Source organism: Bradyrhizobium sp. NBAIM08, assembly GCF_020193935.1.
GTDB lineage: Bacteria > Pseudomonadota > Alphaproteobacteria > Rhizobiales > Xanthobacteraceae > Bradyrhizobium > Bradyrhizobium yuanmingense.
In genome coordinates, this window is record NZ_JADYVR010000001.1 from 1,133,143 (window position 1) to 1,156,199 (window position 23,057).

19 protein-coding genes, 1 pseudogene and 1 riboswitch are annotated in these 23,057 nt (G+C 64.7%); of the genes and pseudogenes, 8 read left to right on the forward strand and 12 right to left on the reverse strand.

Annotation, left to right across the window (positions count from 1 at the left end; genetic code table 11):
- Positions 1-157: 157 nt before the first annotated feature.
- Positions 158-481: a DUF1476 domain-containing protein gene (locus I6F37_RS05620; protein WP_225150536.1), complete on the forward strand. Its 324-nt coding sequence runs from the start codon at positions 158-160 to the stop codon at positions 479-481.
- A gap of 5 nt (positions 482-486) precedes the next feature.
- On the opposite strand, the gene I6F37_RS05625 is transcribed toward I6F37_RS05620, so the two are convergent.
- Positions 487-1,461 (reverse strand): LysR family transcriptional regulator, encoded by a 975-nt coding sequence (locus tag I6F37_RS05625; RefSeq protein WP_036012977.1) that lies wholly within the window; start codon positions 1,459-1,461, stop codon positions 487-489.
- Positions 1,462-1,564: 103 nt separating this feature from the next.
- Here I6F37_RS05625 and I6F37_RS05630 point away from each other — a divergent pair, with 103 nt between their 5' ends.
- The gene (locus I6F37_RS05630; protein WP_225150538.1) at positions 1,565-2,392 is read left to right on the forward strand and encodes an oxaloacetate decarboxylase; all 828 of its coding nucleotides are present in this window, start codon (positions 1,565-1,567) and stop codon (positions 2,390-2,392) included.
- On the opposite strand, the gene cynS is transcribed toward I6F37_RS05630, so the two are convergent.
- The 4 genes from cynS to I6F37_RS05650 all read right to left on the reverse strand — a co-directional run bounded on the left by cynS (position 2,379) and on the right by I6F37_RS05650 (position 6,183).
- Complete coding sequence (gene cynS, locus I6F37_RS05635; protein WP_025037304.1) at positions 2,379-2,867, reverse strand: cyanase; 489 nt, start codon at positions 2,865-2,867, stop codon at positions 2,379-2,381. The two genes, I6F37_RS05630 and cynS, sit on opposite strands and share 14 nt — an antisense overlap.
- Positions 2,868-2,880: 13 nt before the next feature.
- Positions 2,881-3,804 (reverse strand): ABC transporter ATP-binding protein, encoded by a 924-nt coding sequence (locus tag I6F37_RS05640; RefSeq protein WP_036012954.1) that lies wholly within the window; start codon positions 3,802-3,804, stop codon positions 2,881-2,883.
- 5 nt (positions 3,805-3,809) lie between these two features.
- A complete protein-coding gene (ntrB, locus tag I6F37_RS05645) occupies positions 3,810-4,649 on the reverse strand; it encodes a nitrate ABC transporter permease (protein WP_036012956.1) in 840 nt (279 codons plus the stop codon).
- A 154-nt stretch (positions 4,650-4,803) separates the two neighbouring features.
- Complete coding sequence (locus tag I6F37_RS05650) at positions 4,804-6,183, reverse strand: CmpA/NrtA family ABC transporter substrate-binding protein (protein WP_036012958.1); 1,380 nt, start codon at positions 6,181-6,183, stop codon at positions 4,804-4,806.
- 160 nt (positions 6,184-6,343) lie between these two features.
- Here I6F37_RS05650 and I6F37_RS05655 point away from each other — a divergent pair, with 160 nt between their 5' ends.
- Positions 6,344-8,290 (forward strand): sigma 54-interacting transcriptional regulator, encoded by a 1,947-nt coding sequence (locus I6F37_RS05655; RefSeq protein ID WP_036012960.1) that lies wholly within the window; start codon positions 6,344-6,346, stop codon positions 8,288-8,290.
- A 117-nt stretch (positions 8,291-8,407) separates the two neighbouring features.
- Here the strand turns inward: I6F37_RS05655 and I6F37_RS05660 are convergent, their stop codons facing one another.
- The 3 genes from I6F37_RS05660 to I6F37_RS05670 are packed head-to-tail and all read right to left on the reverse strand — an operon-like array spanning position 8,408 to position 11,046.
- Entirely contained in the window at positions 8,408-9,286 is an 879-nt protein-coding gene (locus I6F37_RS05660; RefSeq protein ID WP_036012962.1) for a sulfurtransferase, read from the reverse strand.
- 48 nt (positions 9,287-9,334) lie between these two features.
- Positions 9,335-10,468, reverse strand: coding sequence for an acyl-CoA dehydrogenase family protein (locus I6F37_RS05665; RefSeq protein WP_036012981.1), 1,134 nt, complete (start codon positions 10,466-10,468; stop codon positions 9,335-9,337).
- Between the two features lie 35 nt (positions 10,469-10,503).
- Positions 10,504-11,046, reverse strand: coding sequence for an OsmC family protein (locus I6F37_RS05670; RefSeq protein ID WP_036012963.1), 543 nt, complete (start codon positions 11,044-11,046; stop codon positions 10,504-10,506).
- 247 nt (positions 11,047-11,293) lie between these two features.
- Here I6F37_RS05670 and I6F37_RS05675 point away from each other — a divergent pair, with 247 nt between their 5' ends.
- Positions 11,294-11,941, forward strand: a complete 648-nt coding sequence (locus I6F37_RS05675; protein ID WP_036012964.1) for a TetR/AcrR family transcriptional regulator — start codon at positions 11,294-11,296, stop codon at positions 11,939-11,941.
- 159 nt (positions 11,942-12,100) lie between these two features.
- Here the strand turns inward: I6F37_RS05675 and I6F37_RS05680 are convergent, their stop codons facing one another.
- Together I6F37_RS05680 and I6F37_RS05685 are read right to left on the reverse strand one after the other, a co-directional pair.
- Entirely contained in the window at positions 12,101-13,786 is a 1,686-nt protein-coding gene (locus I6F37_RS05680) for a tetratricopeptide repeat protein (protein WP_036012965.1), read from the reverse strand.
- A 215-nt stretch (positions 13,787-14,001) separates the two neighbouring features.
- A complete protein-coding gene (locus I6F37_RS05685) occupies positions 14,002-14,910 on the reverse strand; it encodes a LysR family transcriptional regulator (RefSeq protein ID WP_109143213.1) in 909 nt (302 codons plus the stop codon).
- Between the two features lie 102 nt (positions 14,911-15,012).
- On the opposite strand from I6F37_RS05685, the gene wrbA reads away from it, so the two are divergent.
- Both wrbA and I6F37_RS05695 read left to right on the forward strand, forming a co-directional pair.
- Positions 15,013-15,639, forward strand: coding sequence for an NAD(P)H:quinone oxidoreductase (gene wrbA, locus I6F37_RS05690; RefSeq protein WP_036012985.1), 627 nt, complete (start codon positions 15,013-15,015; stop codon positions 15,637-15,639).
- Positions 15,639-16,838, forward strand: a complete 1,200-nt coding sequence (locus I6F37_RS05695) for a CynX/NimT family MFS transporter (protein ID WP_036012986.1) — start codon at positions 15,639-15,641, stop codon at positions 16,836-16,838. The genes wrbA and I6F37_RS05695 overlap by 1 nt, the downstream gene beginning before the upstream one ends.
- A 2-nt stretch (positions 16,839-16,840) precedes the next feature.
- Here the strand turns inward: I6F37_RS05695 and I6F37_RS05700 are convergent, their stop codons facing one another.
- Complete coding sequence (locus I6F37_RS05700; protein ID WP_036012988.1) at positions 16,841-18,034, reverse strand: TrmJ/YjtD family RNA methyltransferase; 1,194 nt, start codon at positions 18,032-18,034, stop codon at positions 16,841-16,843.
- A 337-nt stretch (positions 18,035-18,371) separates the two neighbouring features.
- Here I6F37_RS05700 and I6F37_RS05705 point away from each other — a divergent pair, with 337 nt between their 5' ends.
- Entirely contained in the window at positions 18,372-19,586 is a 1,215-nt protein-coding gene (locus I6F37_RS05705) for an NADP-dependent isocitrate dehydrogenase (RefSeq protein WP_036012990.1), read from the forward strand.
- A gap of 91 nt (positions 19,587-19,677) precedes the next feature.
- Positions 19,678-19,961: pseudogene (locus tag I6F37_RS05710) on the forward strand (DUF3455 domain-containing protein).
- Positions 19,962-19,988: 27 nt separating this feature from the next.
- On the opposite strand, the gene alaS reads toward I6F37_RS05710, so the two are convergent.
- Positions 19,989-22,670: an alanine--tRNA ligase gene (gene alaS, locus I6F37_RS05715; RefSeq protein WP_225150540.1), complete on the reverse strand. Its 2,682-nt coding sequence runs from the start codon at positions 22,668-22,670 to the stop codon at positions 19,989-19,991.
- A 234-nt stretch (positions 22,671-22,904) separates the two neighbouring features.
- A riboswitch (glycine riboswitch) is annotated at positions 22,905-22,995 on the forward strand.
- Positions 22,996-23,057: the final 62 nt, after the last annotated feature.

Genomic DNA, 23,057 nt, shown 5'->3' on the forward strand with positions numbered 1-23,057 from the left:
GAGCACAATCGATCCGGCCGTCCGGCGCCAACTTATACCGTCTTGCCTGCGGCTTAACGGCCCGTTGTTTTGCCGATTCGTGCTATCTATGTAGGCATGCAGCCGGGTCGCCGCAACGGAAGGCTCCCGCTTCATTCAGCGAGGATTTGGAACAGGCATGAGCGAGTTCGATAAGCGCCAGGAAGGCTTCGAGAAGAAGTTCGCCCTCGACGAGGAGCAGAAGTTCAAGGCGGAGGCCCGCCGCAACCGGCTGCTCGGCCTGTGGGCAGCCGAGAAGCTCGGCATTACCGGTGATGCCGCCACCGCCTATGCCAAGGAGGTGGTTGCGGCCGATTTCGAGGAGGCCGGCGATGCCGACGTCGTGCGCAAGCTGACGACCGATTTCGCCGCCAAGAACGTCGCCGTCACCGAGCAGGCGATTCGCGCCAAGATGAGCGAGCTGCTCGCAGTTGCCGCCGCCGAGGTGAAGGCGGGGAAATAATCGAGTCAACCGACCCGCCGGCGCGCAATAGCCTTGCGCGCCGGCGTTCTTCTTCTGCCTTCCCGCGTGCTCGAGACATTCGGCCCGGCATAGTTGCGGCGGATGGTTTCGAGCAGGCGCTCTGCGGCAGCGCTCAAAAACCCGTCACGACGCGTGACGAGGATGATATCCTGGTGCGCACCAAGGTCGCCCACGGCGATCGTCGCGATCGAGCCCGCACGCAGCTCCTCCGCCACATGGCTTTTTGCCAGCAGTGCAAGACCGAAGCCCGATTCCACCAGCCGCTTCTGCGCAGTGAGGCTGTCCACGGCCGTCCATTCCACCTCGCCAAGTCCCCGCGTCAGAAACAGCGCGAACACGTGAGCCGCGGCAATCTCGCGGCGCCCGCGAATCTCGGGGAATGCGATCCAGCGCTCGCCACCAAGCTCGGCGAGGCGTTTCACCCGCTGTCCGGCGCGAGGATGGTCGGGCGCACAGACCACTTGCAACGATTCGCGCAGGATCTGCTCGCAGGCGAGATCGCCCGAGCCGTCGGCGTTGTAGCGCAGGCCTATCGTGGCCTCGCCGCGCCGGATGAGATCGCTGACCTCCGCGCTGGTCGCCGTCCGCAAGCTCAGCACGACGGCGGGATGCTCCTTGGTAAACCGCTTCATGATGGTCGAGAGGCGGCTGTCAGCGAGTGTCCCGGTCACGGCCAGCGAAACCGGCCCTGCATTCTGCTTGGTCAGTGCGCGGATCGCCTGTTCGCCATCCTGCGCCGCGGCCACTGCGCGCTCGGCATAGGGGATCAGCACGCGCCCGGCATCGCTCAGCCGGGTGCGGCCTGCCACCCGCTCGAACAGGGGAACGCCGAGCTCCTGCTCCAATAGAGCGATACGGCGCGAAATCGCCGGCTGCGAGCGGTGCAGGAATTTCGCGGCATGCGAAATCCCGCCTCTGCGATGAACCGCCAGGAAGGTGTTGAGGGCGTCACTGTCCATCGCGACCTCATGCAAAAAGCTGATGATATCTGACAGAATAACAAATTTGGCGGATGACGAAAGTGCGCCTAAAGCTCGTTGGGACAGACAATGGAGACGAGCCATGACGAGCCAGTTGGACAAGGCGAGAGCGTTTTGCGCGTTGCACGAGCGGCCCGGTGCCTTCATCATTCCCAATCCATGGGATGCCGGCACCGCGAAGCTGCTCGCGGCGATGGGCTTCGAAGCCCTGGCCACGACGAGCCTCGGGGTCGCCAACATGCTCGGCAGCAGCGGCGTCAGCCTCGAGGTCATCCTCGCCAACGCACGCACGATCGTGGAAGCGACCGACCTGCCCGTCAGCGTCGACCTCGAGAATTGCGGCGCACATGAGCCGAGACGCGCCGCCGAAGCTATTCGGCGTGCCGCAGACACTGGCGCGGTGGGCGGCTCGATCGAGGATTTCAGCGGCGATCGCGATCGCCCGATCTACGACTTCTCCCACGCCGTCGAGCGCGTCCAGGCCGCGGTGGAGGTGGCACGCGCGCTGCCCACTCCGTTCACGCTGACGGCGCGGGCCGAGAACTTCCTGCACGGCCGCAAGGACATCGACGATACGATCCGCCGCCTGCAGGCCTTCGAGGCCGCCGGCGCCGACGTCCTCTACGCGCCGGGCCTGTACGATCTCGCCACGATCAGGACGGTGGCGTCCTCGCTGGGCAAGCCCTTCAACCACGTGATGGGCTTTGCCGACCCGACGCTAACCGTCGAGCAATTGTCCGCCGCTGGCGTCAAGCGCATCAGCGTCGGCGGAGCCATGTCGCGCTACGCGCTCGCAGCGTTCCTGAACTGCGCGCGCGAGATGAAGGACAAGGGGTCCTTCACCTACATCCGCGAGATGGCGCCGGTCGGCGAGCTGCGCGCCGCCTTCGCCGCGGTCACTCCTCCTTGAAGCCATACTCCGGCACGTTGCCGCTGGCGCCGTAATATTTATACGGCAGGAACTTGCCGCTCATGGTGATCTTGACGCGGTCGCCCTTGGGGTTGGCGACGCGTTCGATGCCCATGTCGAAGTCGATCGCCGACATGATGCCGTCGCCGAACTCCTCCTCTATCAGCGCCTTCCAGGCCGGACCGTTCACCATCACCATCTCGTAGAAGCGGTAGATCAGCGGGTCGGTCGGCGGCATCGGCGTGCCGGTGCCGCGCATCGGCACCTCGTTGAGCATGGCAACTTCCGCCTTCGACAGGCCGAACAGCTCGCCGGCATTGGCAGCCTGCGGCTTCGTCAGCTTCATCTGGCCCATGATCGCACCGACGATCAGCACCTCGGAATAGCCGCCGATCTTTTCGCAGATGTGCTTCCAGCTCCAGCCCTTCTCGCGCTTGATGTCGAGCAGTTTTTCGGTGAGGTCTTCGCGTTTCATTAGGGTCTCCTTGCTAGGCGCTCAATCCGGGGTTTGTCCCCGGCATCCAGGTCTGTCGCGGCTCTTCGCCGCTTGATGCGATCGAGAGCCCGGGCTTGCCGATCTGCACCGTCGGCACATTGCGCGGATCGTGATCCGGCTTTTCAGTGGTAAAAGTCTTGCTGCGCGTCACCAGGAAATCGATGATGTGGTTGCGCAGCGCGTAGTACAGCGGATGGCGGTGCAGGTCGGTGCGGCCGCGGTCCCGCGGCAGCGGGTTCTCGACCACCTCCGCCAGCACCGCGCCGGGACCGTTGGTCATCAGGAAGATCTTGTCGGCGAGATAGATCGCCTCGTCGACGTCGTGGGTGATCATGAACGCGGTCTGCCCGGTCTCCAGGCAAATCCGCCGCACCTCGTCCTGCAGCGTGCCGCGCGTCAGCGCGTCCAGCGCCGAGAACGGCTCGTCCATCAGCATCATCTTCGGCGTGATCGACAGCGCCCGTGCGATGCCGACGCGCTGCTTCATGCCGCCCGACAGCTCCGAGGGACGCTTGTGCTCGGCGCCGGAGAGGCCGACCAGATCGATGAACTTCTGCGCATGCACCTTGACCTTGGCGCGGTCCCAGCTGCGCCATTTCGAGCTGACGGCATAGGCGACGTTGCCGAGCACCGTGCGCCAGGGCAGCAGCGCATGGCTCTGGAAGATCACGGCGCGGTCGAGGCTGGTGCCCGAGATCGCCTGACCGTCGACGATGACCGCGCCCTCGCTCGGCGCATCGAGCCCGGCGAGGATGTTGAGCACCGTGGTCTTGCCGCAGCCGGAATGGCCGATCACGCAAGCGAACTCGCCGCGCGCCATCGAGAGCCAGAGGTTCTCGAAGATGGTGGTCGTCGCGCCGCCCGCACCTGGATAGCGCTTGGCGATGCCTTCGATCGAGATGAACTTGTCGGTCATCGCCTCTACTCCGGAAACGTGACCATGCGCGTGAAGCGCGCCAGGATCTGGTCGAGCAGCATTCCGACGATCCCGATCAGGAGGATCGCGATGATGACGTTGGTGATCGACAAATTATTCCACTCGTTCCAGACGAAGTAGCCGATGCCGGTGCCGCCGACGAGCATCTCGGCGGCGACGATCACGAGCCAAGCGATGCCGATCGAGATGCGCATGCCCGTCAGGATGGTCGGGGCCGCTGCCGGCAGGATCACGGTGAAGGCCCGCCTGACGGTGCCGACCTCGAGCGTGCGCGCGACGTTGATCCATTCCTTGCGCACGCTCGCGACGCCGAACACCGTGTTGAGCAGCATCGGCCAAATCGAGCAGATGAAGATGACGAAGATCGCGGAGACCGAGGAATCCTTAATTGTGTAGAGCGCGAGCGGCATCCAGGCCAAAGGCGAGATCGGCTTCAAGACCTGGATGAACGGATCGAGCGCCTTGCTCAGCAGCGGCGACATGCCGATCAGAAAGCCGAGCGGGATCGCCACCAGCACGGCCAGCAGATAGCCGGTGCCGACGCGCGCAATGGAATAGCCGAGCTGGATGCCGAGCCCCTTGTCGTTCGGCCCGTTGTCGTAGAACGGCCGCTTCAGATGCTCCCAGAGCTTTGCGCCGACATCGAGCGGCCCGGGCATCGCCGATTTGCCCTGCGTCGCCGTGAGGCCCATCAGCTTGGCGTATTCCGGGCTCATCGTCGCCGTCGTGCCGGTCGAGCGTGTGGCGAGATGCCAGATGCCGAGGAAGGCGGCGAGCAGCACGATGGAGACGAGGCCGGCGCGGAGGCGGAGGGAGGCGGTCATCTCCCTCTCCCCGTTCTTACGGGGGCGCGACGAGCTTCGCTCGCGCTGAGAGGGTCGGGGTGAGGGGCCTCCCTCGACACGTGAGATTGTCGAGGGATCTGTGCCCCCGACCTCTCCCCGCAAGCTGGGCGAGGTGAAGATAGAGCGCTGGCCATCACGACGCCTTCCTGATCTTGAAGCTCGCCAGATAGTCCTCGGGCTTGGCCGGATCGAAATTCTTGCCCATCACCGCGAACGACTTGTAGGCACTCGCCGGCGGCGTGAGGCCCATCTCGGTCATCAGCTTCTTGGTATCGGTTGCCAGATACACCTGCTCGGCCACCGCCTTGTAGTCGACGTCGCCCTTGATCTGGCCCCAGCGCTTCATCTGCGTCAGCATCCAAACCGCAAAGGACTGCCAGGGGAATGGATCGAAATCGACGCGCTTGGGATCGGTCTTCACCCCGCCGAGGCCGTCGGCATAGGTGCCGGTCAGGACCTGCTCCAGCACGGTGACAGGCGCGTTGATGTAGTTCGCAGGCGCGATCGCCTCGGCGATCTGCTTGCGGTTCTCGGCCTTCGAGGCGAAGGCGGTGGCATCGACGATCGCTCGCGTCAGCGCCGCGAAGCTGTTCGGCGCTGACGTGATGAACTCGCGGCTCGCAGCAAAGCTGCAGCAGGGATGGCCATCCCAGATCTCCTTGGAGAGCAGATGCATGAAGCCGACGCCGTCATAGATCGCGCGCTGGCAGATGTTGTCGGGCGCGAGGAAGCCGTCGATGTTGTCGGCACGCAAATTCGCGACCATCTCCGGCGGCGGCACCGAGCGCAACTGCACGTCGGTATCGGGATCGAGACCGTGCTCGGCGAGGTAATAGCGCAAGAGATAATTGTGCATGGAATAGTCGAAGGGGATGGCGAATTTCAGCCCCTTCCAGTCCTTCGGATCGCGCTTGTCCTTGTGCTTGCTCGCCAGCACGATGCCCTGCCCGTTGATGTTCTCGATGGCCGGGACGGTGAACGGAATGGCGTTGGCGCCAAGGCCGAGCGAGATCGCGATCGGCATCGGTGCCAGCATGTGCGCAGCGTCGTATTCCTTGTTGATGGTCTTGTCGCGGATCACGGCCCAGCCGGCGGTCTTCACAACTTCGACGTTGAGGCCGTGCTTGGCATAGAAGCCCATGGGCGCTGCCATGATGATCGGCGTGGCGCAGGTGATCGGGATGAAGCCGACCTTGAGGTCCTTCTTCTCGGGCGCGCCGGCTTGCGCGAACACCTCGGTCGCCGTCTGAATCGGGAAGAATTGCGACAGCGCCGCGAGCGCGGTCGATGCGCCGACCGACTTCAGGAAAGCGCGCCGCGCCACGTCCTGCGGAAACATCGCGCGCATCACCGCGGAGGCGACCACGCCCTCGTAGCGCTTCTCTTCGCTTGCGACCGGCTCGCAATGCAGCGCCGTCGCCTGCTCATGCTCAGCTGCGGAACGATGCTGGCCGCAAACACAGCCGGCTCGAAGCTTGCGATCGGGATCAAACGGATTGTCGAACGTGGACATCGGCCCTCCTGCGCGTCAATGCGAGAAGGAATTACGCAAGGAGCATGCCACCGACGAAGAAGCGGACATTGCCTTGATGACGCAGCACTTTCACCCGCGCTTGGCCGCTACGAAAACTCGTGATAAACGAGATTTCGTAGTTCAATTACGAGATTTCGCAATGGCAACGACGCCAATGCCCGTCCACGACGAGGTGGCCCCCGTCATCGACCCGCGCATCGCGGCGTTCGAATCCTCGGTCGAGGCGATGCTGCTGGTCGATCCCTACGGCGACCAGATCGTCGATGCCAATCCCGCCGCCTGCGCCCTGCTCGGTTACGACCGCGCTTTGCTGCGGCAGACCAGGGCCAGCACGCTCCACGCCGGCGAGCTTGCCGCCCTCACCGTCTTCACCCAGGCCGTGCTGCACAAGGGCGCCTACTGGACCACCGCGCTCAATCCCCGTCACGCCACCGGGCAAGATCTCAAGCTCGAATATGCCGGCTGCCTGCTGCCGCATGACGGCCGCACGCTGCTGCTGCTGACGCTGACCGACCTCGAAGCCCGCCGCCGGCGCAATGTCGATGCTGCCGCCGAAGACCACATGCGCGGCGGCATCTCGACCTGGCAGCGGGTCGAGCGCGTGTTCCAGGACATCGAGCGCGAGAACCAGCTGATCCTGCGCGCCGCCGGCGAAGGCATCTATGGCGTCAACGCCGAAGGCAAGACCACCTTCGTCAACCCTGCGGCCGAGCGCATGCTGGGCTGGACCGCCGAGGAGCTGGTCGGCAAGGAGATCCACCCGATCGTCCACCACACCCATCACGACGGCCGGCACTATCACAACCACGACTGCCCGATCTATGCGGCGTTCCGCGACGGCGCCGTGCACCAGGTCGACGGCGAGGTGTTTTGGCGCAAGGACGGCTCGCCGGCCTGGGTCGAGTACACCTCGACGCCGATCCGCGATCGCGGCGTCGTGGTCGGCGCCGTCGTGGTGTTTCGCGATGTCAGCCAGCGCCGCGAGGCCGCCGAGAAGCTGCACGCGGCCCTTGCCGAGGTCGACCGCTTGCGCGAGCGGCTCGAGCTGGAGAACGCCTATCTCCAGGAGGAAATCCGCATCGAGACCAACCCGCGCGGCATCATCGGGGGAAGCGAGGCGATCCAGAAGACGCTGCGCCAGGTCAAGCTGGTGGCGCCGACCACCGCGGCGGTGATGATCACCGGCGAATCCGGCACCGGCAAGGAGCTGATCGCGCGCGCCATCCACGAGGATTCCACCCGCAGCGACCGGCCGCTGATCCGCGTCAACTGCGCCGCGATCCCGCGCGAATTGTTCGAGAGCGAGTTCTTCGGCCATGTCCGCGGCGCCTTCACCGGCGCAACGCGCGACCGCATCGGCCGCTTCGAGCTCGCCGACGGCGGCACGCTATTCCTCGACGAGGTCGGCGAGATCCCGCTCGAGCTGCAAGGCAAGCTGCTGCGCGTCTTGCAGGAAGGCCATTTCGAGCGCGTCGGCGAGGCGCGCACCCGCGCCGTCGACGTTCGCGTCATCGCCGCGACCAATCGCGATCTCAAGCAGGAGGTCCAGCGCGGCCGCTTCCGCGAGGATCTCTATTTCCGTCTCAACGTGTTTCCGATTGAGACCGTCCCCTTGCGCGAACGCCGCGAGGACATTCCCCTGCTGGCCCAGCATTTCCTGACGCGCGAGAGCAAGGCGCTGAAATCGAACCTCCGTCTGTCGGAGGGCGATGCGCGGCGGCTGACCCGCTACAACTGGCCCGGCAATGTCCGCGAACTCCAGAACGTGATCGAGCGCGCTGCGATTCTGTCGCAGAACGGCCGCCTGCGCATCGATCTGCCCGATCCTTCAGGTGAACAAGCGCCCAGCGGCGCCACCCGCCAGAGGCCCGACGCGCGCCCCGCAATCATGACGTCGTCGGAAATGCGCGACCACGAGCGCGCCAACATTCTCGCCGCGCTTGAGGCCTGCGCCGGAAAAGTCTTCGGCCCCGGCGGCGCCGCCGAGATCCTCGACATCAAGCCGACCACGCTGGCCTCACGGATCAAGGCGCTGGGAATCGCGCCTCGTCCGCAAGGGGCCCATCCTTCGAGACGCCCGCTTTAGGCGGGCTCCTCAGGATGAGGTCGGAGGGCGCGGCAACAGTATCAACAGACACCGGTGCCGCTTAGCCTCATCCTGAGGAGACCGCGAAGCGGTCGTCTCGAAGGACGAGGCGCGCGCTCAGGCTGCCTTGGTGGTGACGTCCGATGCGATCGGCAGGCCCTGCTCGATCGGCAGCGAGGGATCGCGCGACCATTCGTTCCAGGAGCCGAAATACATCCGCACGTCCTTCACGCCGGCGTTCTTCAGCGCCAGGAACGTGTTCGAGGCGCGCGCCCCCTTGAAGCAGTAGAGATAGACCGGCGTAGTCTGCGAGATGCCGACCGTGGCGCATTCCGCCAGAATCTCGTCCTTGGATTTGAAGCGCGGGCCTTCGACGGTCGGCTTCATCATGCGATACCATTCCAGCCACACCGCGCCCGGGATGCGGCCCTTGCGCGGGCAGAAATCCTTGCCGTACGGGGACGAGCTGTCGCCGATCCACTCGTCGACGTCGCGCACGTCGAGGATCGCGATGCCCGGCTTGCCGACGGCGGCGAGCATGGTCTTGGCGTCGATCAGGATCTCGCCCGCTTCAGGCACGATCGAGAACGAGGCCTTCTCAGGCGCGGGCACATCCTTGGTCACCGGGAAGCCCGCGGCCGACCAGGCGTCGAAGCCGCCATGCAGCACCTTCACCTTGGGATAGCCGAGCATGGTGAGCAGGTAATAGCCGCGGCAGGACTGGCCGAAGCCGGAGTTCATCGACTGTTCGTAGATCACCGCCGTCTCCTTGCCGGAAAGACCGGCGCTGCCGAACGCATCGGCGAACTTGGTCTTGAGCTCGGCCATGCCCTCGGGCGTGGAGGTCGCGAGGAACGTGAAGATCTCATGCACGTTGACGGCGCCCGGCAGATGGCCGGCGGCGTAGGCGTCGGGATTGCGGGTGTCGATGACGACACACGGCTCGGTCTTCAAGAGATCGGCGAGTTCGACGGCAGTGATCAGAACGTCAGTCATGGCAGCCTCTCCGTTGAGGTTGGGGGTCTTCGGGTGGACTCGTAGAACTCAGGACTCGGCCAGCATCTTGCGCAGCTGCTTGGTGGCCGGCGTGACGATCGCGACGAAATAGGCCTCGCGCAGGCGCCGCTGCGCGCGGTGGCTCTTGAGGTAGCCGCGGGCACCACAATGCAGCATCGCCGCATGCGCCGCCGCGACACTGGCTTCGCCGGCGCGCAGCCGCAGCGCAATCACCTTGCGCCAGTAGGTCTCCTCCTCGTTGTAGGGATCGCGCGCCAGCGCCATGGTCTCGGCCTCGAGCTCGGCGGCGAGCTCGCGGAAATGCACCGGCTGCTGCGGCAAATAGCGGTTGATATGGCCGAGGAGATTGTCGACATCGTCCATGATGTTGATGCAATCCTTGATCACCCCCAGCGCCATGCCGGCCTGCAGCAGGATGAAGCCGGCGCGGATCTTCTTGACGAAGGGCGCGGCGGGATCGGCCAGGATCAGCTCATCGGGCACGAAAGCGTCGCGGAACTGCACGCCATAGGTGCCGGTGCCGTCCATCGCGAGGAACGGCTTGCAGGGCGTCAGCGTGATCGCGGGGTCGGAGCAATCGGCCAGGAACATGACAGTGCCGGGCTCGCCACTTGCGATGCCCGGCTCGTCCTCGCGCTCGAAGATGGTGCCGAAGTAGTGATCAGGCCCGAGGTTGGAGACCCAGGGCAACGCACCGCGCACGATATAGCCGCCCTCGACCTTGCGGCCCTTTAGCTTGAGCTTCTCGATGCCGAAGAAGCTCTTCATGGGATTGGAGAGCCCGGTGCCGCCAAGCACGCGGCCGGTCGAGAAGGCATCTCCGAAGCGCTTTGCGAGCTTCACATTGGCGGAGTTCGCCGCGTACCAGACCAGCGTGTTCTGGCACCAAGCCATGAAGGCCGTGGCACCGCAGACCTCGCCGATCGCCGCCATCGCCTGGATCGCGCAACGCAGATCGGCGGGGCCTTCGTGCGGCACGTGGCTGCCCCATGCCCCGACCGCACCAAACTTGCGCAGCACCTCGGCCGGATAGACCGATCCGTCGTCGATGCCGGCTGCGAGCGGCGCAAGCTCTTGGCGCGCGATCCGCGCCACCTCGCCCGCGATGGACGGTGCGGGCTGATCCAGAACGTCGGCCCGCGATAAAGCCAGTGAACCCATGATCGTCTCCCGCACCCTGTCCTGATTGCCGTCTGCTAGATGCCGACCTCGAGATTGACCGGCCGGGTGAAGGTGTTGGCGACCGGCGACCATTTCTTCACATGGGCGACCAGCGCGTTGATCTCGTCCGGCGAGATGCCCTCGCATTCCATGTCGACCTTGACGCGGACATCGGTGAAGCCGACCGGCTTGTCGGAGGTGTCGCCGGTGCCCCAGACCGCGGTGATGTTGAGATCGCCTTCGAGCTCGAGCTCGAGCTTGTTGACGATCCAGCCGCGGTGCACGGCGTTGGCATGCAGGCCGACCGCGAGGCACGAGCCGAGCGCGGCCAGCGAGGCTTCCGACGGATTGGGCGCGGTGTCGTCACCTAAGAGACCCGGCGGCTCGTCGACGATGTAGGGCTGCAGGTTGCGGATGTAATTGGCGTGGCGGAATTTGCCCTCCGCGACCGTCTTGCACTTCAAGGTCTTGATGACCTTCGGGTTTGCCTTGCCGTTGGCAATCAGTTGCTCGAGCCCGTTCTTGTCGATGGGCGCGAGGCACCCCGTCAGCACTGTCTTCTGAACGACGGCAGTCATCAATCTTCTCCCTGGCAGAAGTGGAAATCGGCAGGATACCGAACGGTCTGTTTCCTTGCATGGAGCGTGCCAGATCTCGCGAAAAACAAAAGGCGAGGCTTTGGAGCCGCTTAAGCGTCGCTGCCTGCAGATTGGTCAGCCCACTCCTGCTCAAAGGCGGAGCAGACGCGCGCGCGGATGCGAATCTTTTCGGCGCCGAACAGATGCGGCTTGCTGATGCGAGGCGGCTGCGATTAAGTTGTCGCTCATGGCAAAGCCGTCATCGAAGAAGAATCCGCCCCACGCCGCTGCCGGCGACGACGAATCCGCACGCGGGCGCCTGCTCAGCGCCGCAACGCATCTGTTCTGCAAGAACGGCATCAACGCCACCGGCATCGATGCGATCATCGAAGAGGCCGGCACCGCCAAGACCACGCTCTACAAATTGTTCGGCTCCAAGACCAACCTCGTCAACGCGGTGCTGGAGAGCGAAGGCAAGCAATGGCGCGAATGGTTCATCGGCGCCATGGAGCAAGGCGGCGGCGATGCGCAGGCGAAACTCACGCGCATCTTCCCCGCGCTGAAGAGCTGGTTCGCCGAAGAGCGCTTCTACGGCTGCCCCTTCATCAACGCCGTCGGCGAGCACGACAAGGATGCCAAGCAATTCCGCAACATCGCGCTGAAGCACAAGAAGATCGTGCTCGGCCACATCGAGAAGCTCGCCGGCGAGCTCGGCTCAGCCGAGCCCGCTGTGCTGGCGCATCAGCTCGGCCTCATCATCGACGGCGCCATCGTCGCCGCCATGATCTCGCGCGACCCGGCCGTCGCGGATACCGCGGCGCTTACGGCAGGCCCCCTGCTCGGCCAGGCCAAGGCGAAGAAGAAGCGCGCGGCGGAGCAGTTGGAGGCCGTGTGACGGTTCTTGCTTCGTAAAGGGGACACTGTCCCGGATCGCGCTGCGCTCCATCCGGGCTACGATGACTTCGTAGGGTGGGCAAAGGCGCGACGCGCCGTGCCCACCATTCCGTCTCAACTGTAAGCTTTGATTTGCCCGCCTACGGACCCGTCCGCTCGATCAGCGGCTCGCTCGCAGCGCGGCAAGCTCGACGTCGGCGGCCGACTTCTCGATAAAGGTCCTCGGGCAATCGGCAGCCGCCTGCTCGAACAGTTTTAACGCCTCTTCCCTGGAGCCGCTCTGCAGGGCTCGCTCGGCAATATAGAAATTCGCCTCGCAGACCTGCCCCTTCTTCTTCGCCGGGTCGGCATCGTCCGCTGCGCTGCGCACTTGCTCCGGCGTCGTCGTACCCAGGAAGAGGTTGACGACCGGCGCGGGCCATTTCGTCGCGTCGAGCCGCTTTGCAGCCTCGCTCAGCCGGCTCGGTTGGTCGCTGCGCCTTGCAACAATTTCGCGCCAGATGACTGGATAGGCACCTTTCGGATCGAGCTCGATCGCCTGATCCAGATCGGTCAACGATTGGGCGAAGGAAGCGGTCTGCCAATAGAGCCTCGCACGATGAAAGTAGGCGCGCGCATCCTTGGGATCGAGCTGCACGAGTTGATCGTAGTCCTCGAGCGAGCGGCCGAAGTCCCCCTTGGCCTTGTACGCGTTGGCGCGGAGCCCGAATGCATCCTTATCCTTGGGGTTGAGGCGTATCGCGTCATCGAAGTCTGCGATAGCGCGGTCAAGCTCCCCTTTCGCGTGGTAGGCCCCACCCCGAGCGCGGAGCACGGGGCCATCCGTGGACGCGAGCGCAATCGATTCACCTGCGACGGACGCAGAAATGGGATCTGCATCCTGACCTTGAAGCTGACTCTGCCGATCGCCGGTGTTTCCTTGACCCTTATGTGCCAGCTGGATCACCTGATTGTAATCGGCAATGGCGCGATCGTAATCACCCTTTTGAAAATAGGCGACGCCCCGGCAACCATAGGCAGACCGGCTCTGTGGGTTTAGCTCGATGATCCGGTCATAGTCGGCGATCGCGCGGTCGAGTTCACCCAGTTGAGAAAAGGATTCGGCTCGGAAGTAGTAAAAATTCTCGCTTCTGGGTTTGATCTGGATGGTTTGATCCAGTGCGGCCAACGCGAGCTCTCTCTTACCCTTTGCGAAGTAAACTCGACCGCGGCACAATTGGCCTCCACCGTTTTGCGGGCTGATCTCGACCGCACGATCGCAGTCAGCCATGGCCCGATCGGGATCCCCATTCCGGACGTAAGAGAGGCCTCGTTCGACATGCGCTATGACATTGTCCGGATGAATCAGAAGGGCCTGATCATAATCGGCGATGGCACGGACGAAGTCGCGTCTCGCCGAATAGACGTGAGCACGTCCGATATAGGCGTAGGTATTCTTCGGATCGAGCTCGATCACCTTGGCATAATCAAGCAGCGCAGCCTCGGGCTCTCGCTTTTGGATCAGCGCAGAAGCCCTCGCGATGCGGGAGTTCAGATTGCCCGGATCGCGCTCAATGATCTCGTTGTAGTCCGCTATCGCAAGGTCGATCTCGCCCTTCTGGCGGTAGAACATGGCGCGGCGGAAGCGCGCCATGACCACACCTTGCTGCATGCCCGTCCCCGCCGCCTGAATGATGGCGGTGCAGCCTGCGATCCTGTCATCGAGGCTGAAATTGCCGACCGCGTTACACTTGGAAGCCAACGGCATTTCCGCGCGAGCGCCTGACATTTCGAGCAAGGCCGTCAGCGCCACAACACCGAAGCTTGCTGCCGCACGAACTCCTGCGCGGCCGATCCTTCCAAACATGCAGTCCCCACTCAATTTCCAGAGACTTCATAGCAACCAATCTTGTCTATGCACAGCCCTTGGTTGCGCACTTGCAGGCGACGGGTCCGTGCGGCCCGATGCTCAGGCCGACTTGGCCATCATCGCCTGAAGCCGCACCAGTTCCGCCTCCAGATCACCGCTCCACATCCACTGCCCTAATGTCGAGCACGCGACGCGCCTCGAGCCGTGTCCGCCTACGCCTCGGCGATCTGCAACAAGGCCTCGCGAAAAGCCAGCGCGGCTGGTCCGAGCGGCTGGTCCAGCCGGTGCGCGAGATAGGCTTCTGCGGCAACCTGGCTGCGCCGTCCGAGGGCGGTGGTGGCAAGGCGCACGAGGCGCCTTTCCCTCAGATCGCGCTCCACCAGCCAGAACGGCAGGCGGCCCCAGCCGAGACCGGCGAGAATCATCGCATGCTTGGTGTCCTGATTGGTGACCCGGCAGGTCTGGGGCGAAAGCACACCGAACATGCGCCCTTCCGTCAGCGGCGTCGGATCGGACAGAACGATCTGCAGATGATCGGCCAGATCCTGAAGGCTGATCCTGTTGCGCGATTGCCGCCTCGCCAATGGGTGATCGACGGAAACGACGGCAACCTGCTCGACCGACGAGATCGCCTCGAGTGCGATCCGCGGATCGCGAAAATCCTCGCCGACCACGATCGCAAGCGAACTGCGCTTGTCGATCAGCGAGGCGATCGGTCCACCCAGCGGCTCGACCGCAAGCCTGATTGAAACCGAGGGATAGGCAGCGCGCATCTTCGTCAATGCCGCGCCGACCATGCCGATCGGAAACAACGTGTCGATTGTCAGGGAAAGCTCGAGTTCGACTCCCTCGCCAAGGCCCCGGGCCCGCGCCCGCATCGCATCGACCCTGAGGAGAATGTCACGCGCGTTGGCGAGCAGTGACTGCCCCTCGGGCGTCAGGACCGGCCGATGACCCGTGCGATCGAACAGCGCAACACCCAGTTCGGCCTCCAGATTGGCGATGGCATGGCTGATGGCGGACTGAACACGGGACAGCCGAGCCGCGGCCGCCCGGAAGCTCCCGCATTCCGCCACCGTCACGAATGTTCGCAACTGATCTAGCGTCAGCACGTCCAGCATGATCTATCCAATCGATCGAACTCATCGATCTTATCGCGCTACCGCTGATCAAGCACAGACCTATTTTGGCTGCTAGCCCCCACCTAAGAGCGAGGAAGCAAAATGACGAAGGTCCTGGTGCTGTACTACTCGTCCTACGGTCACATCGAGACGATGGCTGAAGAGATGGCCCGGGGTGCACGGGAGGCCGAAGCCGAAGTCGCCATCAAGCGCGTGCCGGAAATTGTGCCCGACCACGTCGCGCAGAGGGCCGGATACAAGGTCGATCAACGCGCCGACACCGCCGCCGTGGCCGAATTGCCGGACTACGACGCGATCATCCTTGGCACCCCGACGCGTTTCGGGAACATGGCCGCGCAGATGAAGAACTTCCTCGACCAGTGCGGCGGCCTGTGGTTCGAGAACAAGCTCGTGGGCAAAGTCGGCAGCGTCTTCACATCGACGGGCAGCCAGCATGGCGGCCAGGAAAGCACCATTCTGTCCGTGCACAGCGTGCTGCTGCACCTCGGCATGGTCGTGGTCGGGCTGCCCTACACATTCAAGGGACAGATGCGCATGGACGAGGTCACCGGATGCTCGCCCTACGGCGCATCGACCCTCGCCGACGACGGCAGCGGCGGGGATCGTCGTCCAAGCGCCAACGAACTGGCCGGGGCACGCTTTCAGGGACGCCATGTCGCCGAGATCGCTCGCGCCCTGGCCGCTGGGCGGCTCACGGAGGCGGCCTGATGGCGGCGGCAGCACCTGCCTCGTCCTTGCGAGATCGACATTGGCATGTGGTGAGCATCGTCGTGGGCTCCGGCGTCGTCGCCGCGATCCAGGTGGGGAAGGCTGCGATCGCCACGCCCATGCTGCAAAAGGATCTGGGCCTTGACCTCGCCGCTGCCGGCTGGCTGACCGGGATCATCGCTGTTCTCGGCCTGTTGGGCGGTATCCCTGCCGGCTCCCTCGTCGCCCGCGCCGGAGATCGGCGAAGTCTCATTGTCGGCCTCGGGCTGCTCATCCTTGGCGCCATCATCGGCGCGCTCGCAACCGACTATGCGGTGCTTCTCGCATCGCGCATCGTAGAAGGCTCAGGATTTCTTCTGATCATTGTTGCGGGTCCGGCGATCCTGAACAGAGCAGTCCCGTCCGGGCAACAGGACGTTCCGCTTGCCCTGTGGAGCTGCTTCATGCCGGCCGGCATTGCGCTCGCGATGCTCGTCGGGACGTTCTTCAGCGACTGGCGCGCTCTGTGGTGGGGCAGCGCCGGTCCTGCGGCGATCGCCATCGTGGCCGCGTGGATGAGTATTCCGGCTGCCCCGAAGCGCATGTCGGCATCGTGGAGGCGCACGATGTCGGATGCCGTGCGCGTCGCGACAAGCAAGGGCCCGCTTCTGCTGGCCGGATGTTTTGCCCTCTACAGCCTGATGTTCTTCGCGCTGTTCAGCTTCCTCCCGGTGCTGCTGATGGAGCGGATGAACATCCCTCATGGCACTGCCGGCATGCTCAGTGCTCTCGCCACCGCAAGCAACATCACCGGGAATGTCGCTGCCGGCTACCTGCTCGCGCGCGGTGCCCGGCGTTCAGTGCTGCTCGTCGCGGCCTGTCTGGCCATGGGCTTTTCAGCTCCTGGCATCTTCCTGCAGATCTTCGGCGATACGCCCACGCTTCTGCTGTGCATCCTGTTCGCTGCGGTCGGTGGTCTGATGCCGGCCGTCCTGATCTCATCGATCCCCTTGCTCGCGCCATCCGCCGCACTCATTCCTGTGGTCACCGGACTGGTGATGCAGGGCAGCAATCTCGGCCAGGTGGCCGGACCTGTCGCGGTCGGAAGTGCCGTTGAGGCCTATGGGTGGACAGCCGCACTGGCCATCATCCTGATCGCCGCGCTGCTTGCCGCCATCATCGCCGCATCCGCCCGCTTCGATGACAGCGCGGCCCACTGACCCTACTGTCCCAACATCTCGGCAAGCCGCACCAGCTCCGCCTCGAGATCGCGCTCCACATCCACGGCCCGAATGTCGAGCACGCGATAATCCCGCGCCTCCAGCCACGCCCGCCGCGACGCGCGATCGGCTGCAATCGCCTCCCCCTCGCCCGGGTTCACCAGCTCGATCGCGATCCGGTGCGGGAATGAGACGAAGTCGGGGATGTGGCGCCCCACGGGAGTCTGCCGCTTGAACCCACCTGCGAAGCGGCGATCACGCGTCAGCGCCTGCCAGAGCAGGCGTTCGGCGTCGGTCGGGTTGCGGCGGAGCAGGCGGGCAAGGCCCCGCACGGTCGAGCCGCTGTCGGGCACACCGCCGCCCTGCCCGTGCTCGGCCAGCAGCGCGCGCAGGCGCGTGGCCTGCTCGCCGTCGAGCACGCCGCCCTTGGCCGGACCCTTGCGCCCCTCGGCGATCGCCATGATCACGCCGTGCAGCGTGTGCATGTCCTGCTTGGTCGGCTCCATCCGGGTGAAGATGTTGCGCAGGTTCACCAGCATGGTGTCGCGCTTCTCGGCGGGCCGCAGGAACTCGACCTTGTCGAGCTCGCGCACGAGATTGTCGAAGAAGGCCTGCATCTGGTGCTGCGAGGCGCGCTCGGATCTTTCAGGCATGGCGTGCGGCAGCGCGCCCGACGTCGCACGCTTGAACCATTCATAGCCGACCAAGAGCACGGCCTGGGCGAGGTTGAGCGAGGCAAAGCCCGGATTGACCGGGAAGGTGATGATGCGGTTGGAGAGCCCGACCTCCTCGTTGGTCAGTCCCCAGCGCTCGCGGCCGAACAGGATGCCGGCCTTTCCACCAGAGGCGACGTGACCTGCGATCTCGGTGGCAGCCGCCTCCGGCCCGACCACGGGCTTGGCCTGGTCGTGGGGACGTGCGGTGGTGGCGAACAGGAGGTCGAGGTCGGCGACCGCCTGCTCGACCGTGTCGAACAGCTGCGCCTTCTCCAGGATATGGTCCGCGCCGGCGGCCGCTCGCTGGGCGGCGATGTTTGGCCAGCCGTCCCGGGGGTTGACGATGCGCAAGCGGCCAAGCGCGAAATTGCCCATGGCGCGCGCGGTCATGCCGATGTTCTCGCCGAGCTGCGGCTCGACCAGGATCACGATGGGACCGTCGAGGGAAAGGCCCGCTTTGCTCTTGTCAGTCCCCGACATCTGCTTTCGCTTCCACTCTTCGTCTCAAGGCCTTGGCAAGGCCGCCTTAGGAATTGATTCAAGCGGCCCCCACGACCGGGCCGCCTCGCGGTCTGTCGTTTGCCTGTCCTGACAAAATTCTCAAGGGAAATAACGACTTGGATTCGACTTTTGAATCTCGCCCGAAACGGGCCCGAAGGCCGGGCCGAGGCCCGGCCGGCCGCTCCTCGCCTGCGCAAGCTGGATGAGCTAAAAGTGCATAATCCCTTGGCTTTCGCCCGCCGCGCGGCGGTGCTAAGAGGCGGCGGATATTCCCGTGGCGCGCCAAAAGCGCCGTTCCCAAGAGGCTCCCCCGATCATGGCAAAAATCAAGGTATCCAATCCCGTCGTCGAGCTCGATGGCGACGAGATGACCCGGATCATCTGGCAGTACATCAAGGACAAGCTGATCAACCCGTTCCTGGATGTCGAGCTGCTCTATTTCGACCTGGGCATGGAATACCGCGACCACACCAATGATCAGGTGACGATCGACGCGGCCGAAGCGATCAAGAAGGTCGGCGTCGGCGTCAAGTGCGCCACCATCACCCCGGATGAAGCCCGGGTGAAGGAGTTCAATCTCAAGCAGATGTGGAAGTCGCCGAACGGCACCATCCGCAACATCCTCGGCGGCGTGATCTTCCGCGAGCCGATCATCTGCAAGAACGTGCCGCGCCTGGTTCCCGGCTGGACCAAGCCGATCATCATCGGCCGCCACGCCTATGGCGACCAGTACCGCGCCACCGACATCAAGTTCCCCGGCAAGGGCACCCTCTCGCTGAAGTTCGTCGGCGAGGACGGCACCGTGATCGAGAAGGAAGTGTTCAAGGCGCCCGGCGCCGGCGTCGCGATGGAGATGTACAATCTCGACGATTCCATCATCGATTTCGCCCGCGCTTCGTTCAATTACGGCCTGCTGCGCAATTACCCGGTGTACCTGTCGACCAAGAACACGATCCTCAAGGTCTATGACGGGCGCTTCAAGGACATCTTCCAGGACATCTTCGACAAGGAGTTCAAGAAGGAGTTCGACGCCAAGGGCCTGACCTACGAGCACCGCCTGATCGACGACATGGTCGCTTCAGCGCTGAAATGGTCCGGCGGCTATGTCTGGGCCTGCAAGAACTACGATGGCGACGTGCAGTCCGACACGGTCGCGCAGGGCTACGGCTCGCTCGGCCTGATGACCTCGGTGCTGCTCACCCCCGACGGCAAGACCGTCGAGGCGGAAGCTGCCCACGGCACCGTGACCCGCCACTACCGCGAGCACCAGAAGGGCAAGGAGACCTCGACCAACTCAATCGCGTCTATCTTCGCCTGGACGAGAGGCCTGTCGCACCGCGCCAAGCTCGACAACAACCCCGAGCTCGCCAAGTTCGCGGCCACGCTGGAGAAGGTCTGCGTCGACACCGTCGAGGCCGGCTATATGACCAAGGACCTTGCGCTGCTGGTCGGCGCCGACCAGCGCTGGCTCTCGACCACCGGCTTCCTCGACAAGGTCGCCGAGAACCTCACGAAAGAGCTGGCGGCGTAAGCTGTCCGCAATTTCGCCCGACTGGGCCAGACATGATCAAGGGCCGCGCCAAAGCGCGGCCCTTTTTCAATTCTGTGGCCCTCGCGCGGAGATGCGACCATGCCGATCACACTATGCCGGGCCGAACTGGGAGCTCGCCGACGGCAGCGCGGTGACGGGTAAAGCCGCCGGCAATGCGCCGGGCGCGACCGCAGCCGACATTCCCTGGCTGAAACTAGACGTCACCTCGCATCGCGGCAGCGGCGCACTCACGCCCGTGACCACGGTCCAGCGCATCAACACCCATGGCGGCAAGCTCGACGTGCCTGCGACAAGGCCGGCGAGTTCAGGAGCGCGCCCTACTCCGCCGACTACGTCTTCCTGAACGAGGGCTGAGCGCTCGCCAGTCCGGTAGACATTGAGCTAAGCGCCCGCCATCGCTTTTTCGATCGCGCTCAGGGCCTCGGAGGCCTTGGCGCCATCGGGCCCGCCGGCCTGGGCCATGTCGGGCCGGCCGCCGCCGCCCTTGCCGCCGAGCGCCTCGGAGGCGATGCGGACCAGATTGACCGCATTGAAGCGCGCGGTGAGGTCCTGCGTGACGCCGACCACAATTCCGGCCTTGCCGTCCCCGGTGACGCCGACGATGGCGACGACGCCCGAGCCGATCTGCTTCTTGCCGTCGTCGGCGAGACTCTTGAGATCCTTCATCTCGATGCCTTCGACCGCACGCGCCATCAGCTTGACGCCGCCGGCCTCGCGCACGCCCGACGCTGCGCCGTTGTTGCCGGCTGCGGCGCCGCCGCCCATCGCCAGCTTCTTGCGGGCATCGGAGAGTTCGCGCTCGAGCTTCTTGCGCTCCTCCATCAGCGCCGAGATGCGCGCCGGCACGTCGTCGAGCGAGGTGCGCAGCTCGTTCGCCGCGATCTTCGCCAGCGCCATGGTGTCGTTGGCATGTTTTCGCGCGTAGTTGCCCGTCAGCGCCTCGATCCGGCGCACGCCGGAGGCGACCGCGCTCTCGCTCGCGACCGTGATCAGGCCGATATCGCCGGTGCGCTTCACATGGGTGCCGCCGCAGAGCTCGACCGACCAGCCGAGCGCGTTGGCGCCGCGCTCGCGCGCGGTCCTGCCCATCGAGACGACGCGGACCTCGTCGCCATACTTCTCGCCGAACAGCGCGCGCGCGCCGGCCTCGCGGGCCTCGTCGACGCCCATGACGCGCGTGGTGACCTCGTCGTTCTCCAACACCACGTCGTTGGCGATGTCCTCGACCCGGGCGAGCTCCTCAGCCGTGATCGGCTTCGGATGCACGAAGTCGAAGCGCAGCCGATCCGGCGCGACCATCGAGCCGCGCTGGGCAATGTGATCGCCGAGCACCTGGCGCAGCGCCTCGTGGATAATGTGAGTCGCCGAGTGATGGGCGCGGATGGTCGAGCGGCGTGCGTGATCCACCTCGAGCTGCAGCGCCGTGCCGAGCTTCACTTCGCCACTCTCGACCGTGCCGATATGGACGAAGAGATCGCCGAGCTTCTTCTGCGTATCGGTGACGCGGACCTTGATGCCGCCCTCGCCCGAGAGCACGCCGGTGTCGCCGACCTGGCCGCCCGACTCCGCATAGAACGGCGTCTGGTTCAGCACGATCGCGCCCGTCTCGCCGGCCTTGAGGCTCGTGACCTCGGCGCCGGCCTTGACCAGCGCCGAGACCACGCCTTCGGCGCTCTCGGTCTCGTAGCCCAGGAATTCGGTCGCCCCGAGCTTCTCGCGCAGCGGGAACCAGATCGCTTCCGACGCCGCCTCACCCGAGCCCTTCCAGGACTCGCGCGCCTTGGCCTTCTGGCGCTCCATCGCGTCGGTGAACGCCGCCTGGTCGACGCCGATGCCGCGCGACTTCAGCGCGTCCTGGGTCAGGTCGAGCGGGAAGCCGTAGGTGTCGTAGAGCGTGAAGGCGACGTCGCCGTCGAACATGTCGCCCTTCTTTAAGGACGCGCTCTTCTCGTCGAGGATGGCCAAGCCGCGCGAGAGAGTCTTGCGGAAGCGGGTCTCTTCCAGCCGCAGCGTTTCCTCGATCAGTTTTTCCGCGCGCATCAATTCCGGATAGGCCTGGCCCATCTCGCGCACCAGCGCCCAGACGAGGCGGTGCATCAAAGGCTCCTTGGCACCCAAGAGCTGGGCATGGCGCATCGCCCGGCGCATGATCCGGCGCAGCACATAGCCGCGGCCCTCGTTCGAGGGCAGCACGCCGTCGGAGACCAGGAAGGCGGACGAGCGCAAGTGATCGGCGATGACGCGGAACGAGCCGACGTTCTGCTCGTTCGGTCCGCTGCCGAGCGCGGACGAGGTCGCGTCGATCAGGTTCTTGAACAGGTCGGTCTCGAACACGCTCTCGACGCCCTGGAGGATGCAGGCCATGCGCTCCAGGCCCATGCCGGTGTCGATCGAGGGACGCGGCAGATTAACGCGCTCCTCCTTCGTCACCTGCTCGTATTGCATGAACACGAGATTCCAGAATTCGAGGAAGCGGTCTCCGTCCTCTTCCGGCGATCCCGGAGGACCGCCCCAGATGTGCTCGCCGCGGTCGATGAAGATCTCCGAGCACGGGCCGCACGGCCCGGTGTCGCCCATCGCCCAGAAATTGTCCGAGGTCGGGATGCGGATGATGCGGTCGTCGGAGAAGCCGGCGATCTTCTTCCACAGGCCGGCCGCCTCGTCGTCGGTGTGGTAGACGGTGACGAGCAGCTTGTCCTTCTTCAGCCCGAACTCGCTCGTGATCAGCTTCCAGGCGAGCTCGATTGCGCGCTCCTTGAAGTAATCGCCGAACGAGAAATTGCCGAGCATCTCGAAGAAGGTGAGATGGCGCGCGGTGTAGCCGACATTGTCGAGGTCGTTGTGCTTGCCGCCGGCGCGCACGCATTTCTGCGAGGTGGTGGCGCGCTGATAGGGCCGCTTCTCGACGCCGGTGAAGACGTTCTTGAACTGCACCATGCCGGCATTGGTGAACATCAACGTCGGGTCGTTGCGCGGCACGAGTGGCGAGGACGGCACGATCTCGTGGCCGTTCTCGGCAAAGAAGTTCAGAAAGGTCGACCTGATCTCGTTGACGCCGCTCATGTTCATCCAATCGGGTATGCTTGGGCCCGCTTTTCGCGGTCCAAACCGGACCGTTAAGGCTGATATCTGCGGGCCAAAGCGCTTTTAGACAAGGCCAGCTTCGCTGTCCAGAAACTGTGCAGAGAGATCAGAGGGTTGCCGCAGGCGCTCAATCCCCTTGCAATCCCGTTGGATAGGGCGCGCGGACGCGTTGACAGGCTTGGCTCCCCTGTGGTCTCTACCCATCTGTATCGTACGGCCACGTCGGGAGAGACCGGCACTTGGTAGCCGGCGCCGAAGGAGCAACCGCCCCGGAAACTCTCAGGCAAAAGGACCGCGTGGCTTTGACAGCATCTGGAAAGAGGCGCCGACGGGTCTAGGCCCGGACAGCGTCCGCCGACGGGATAA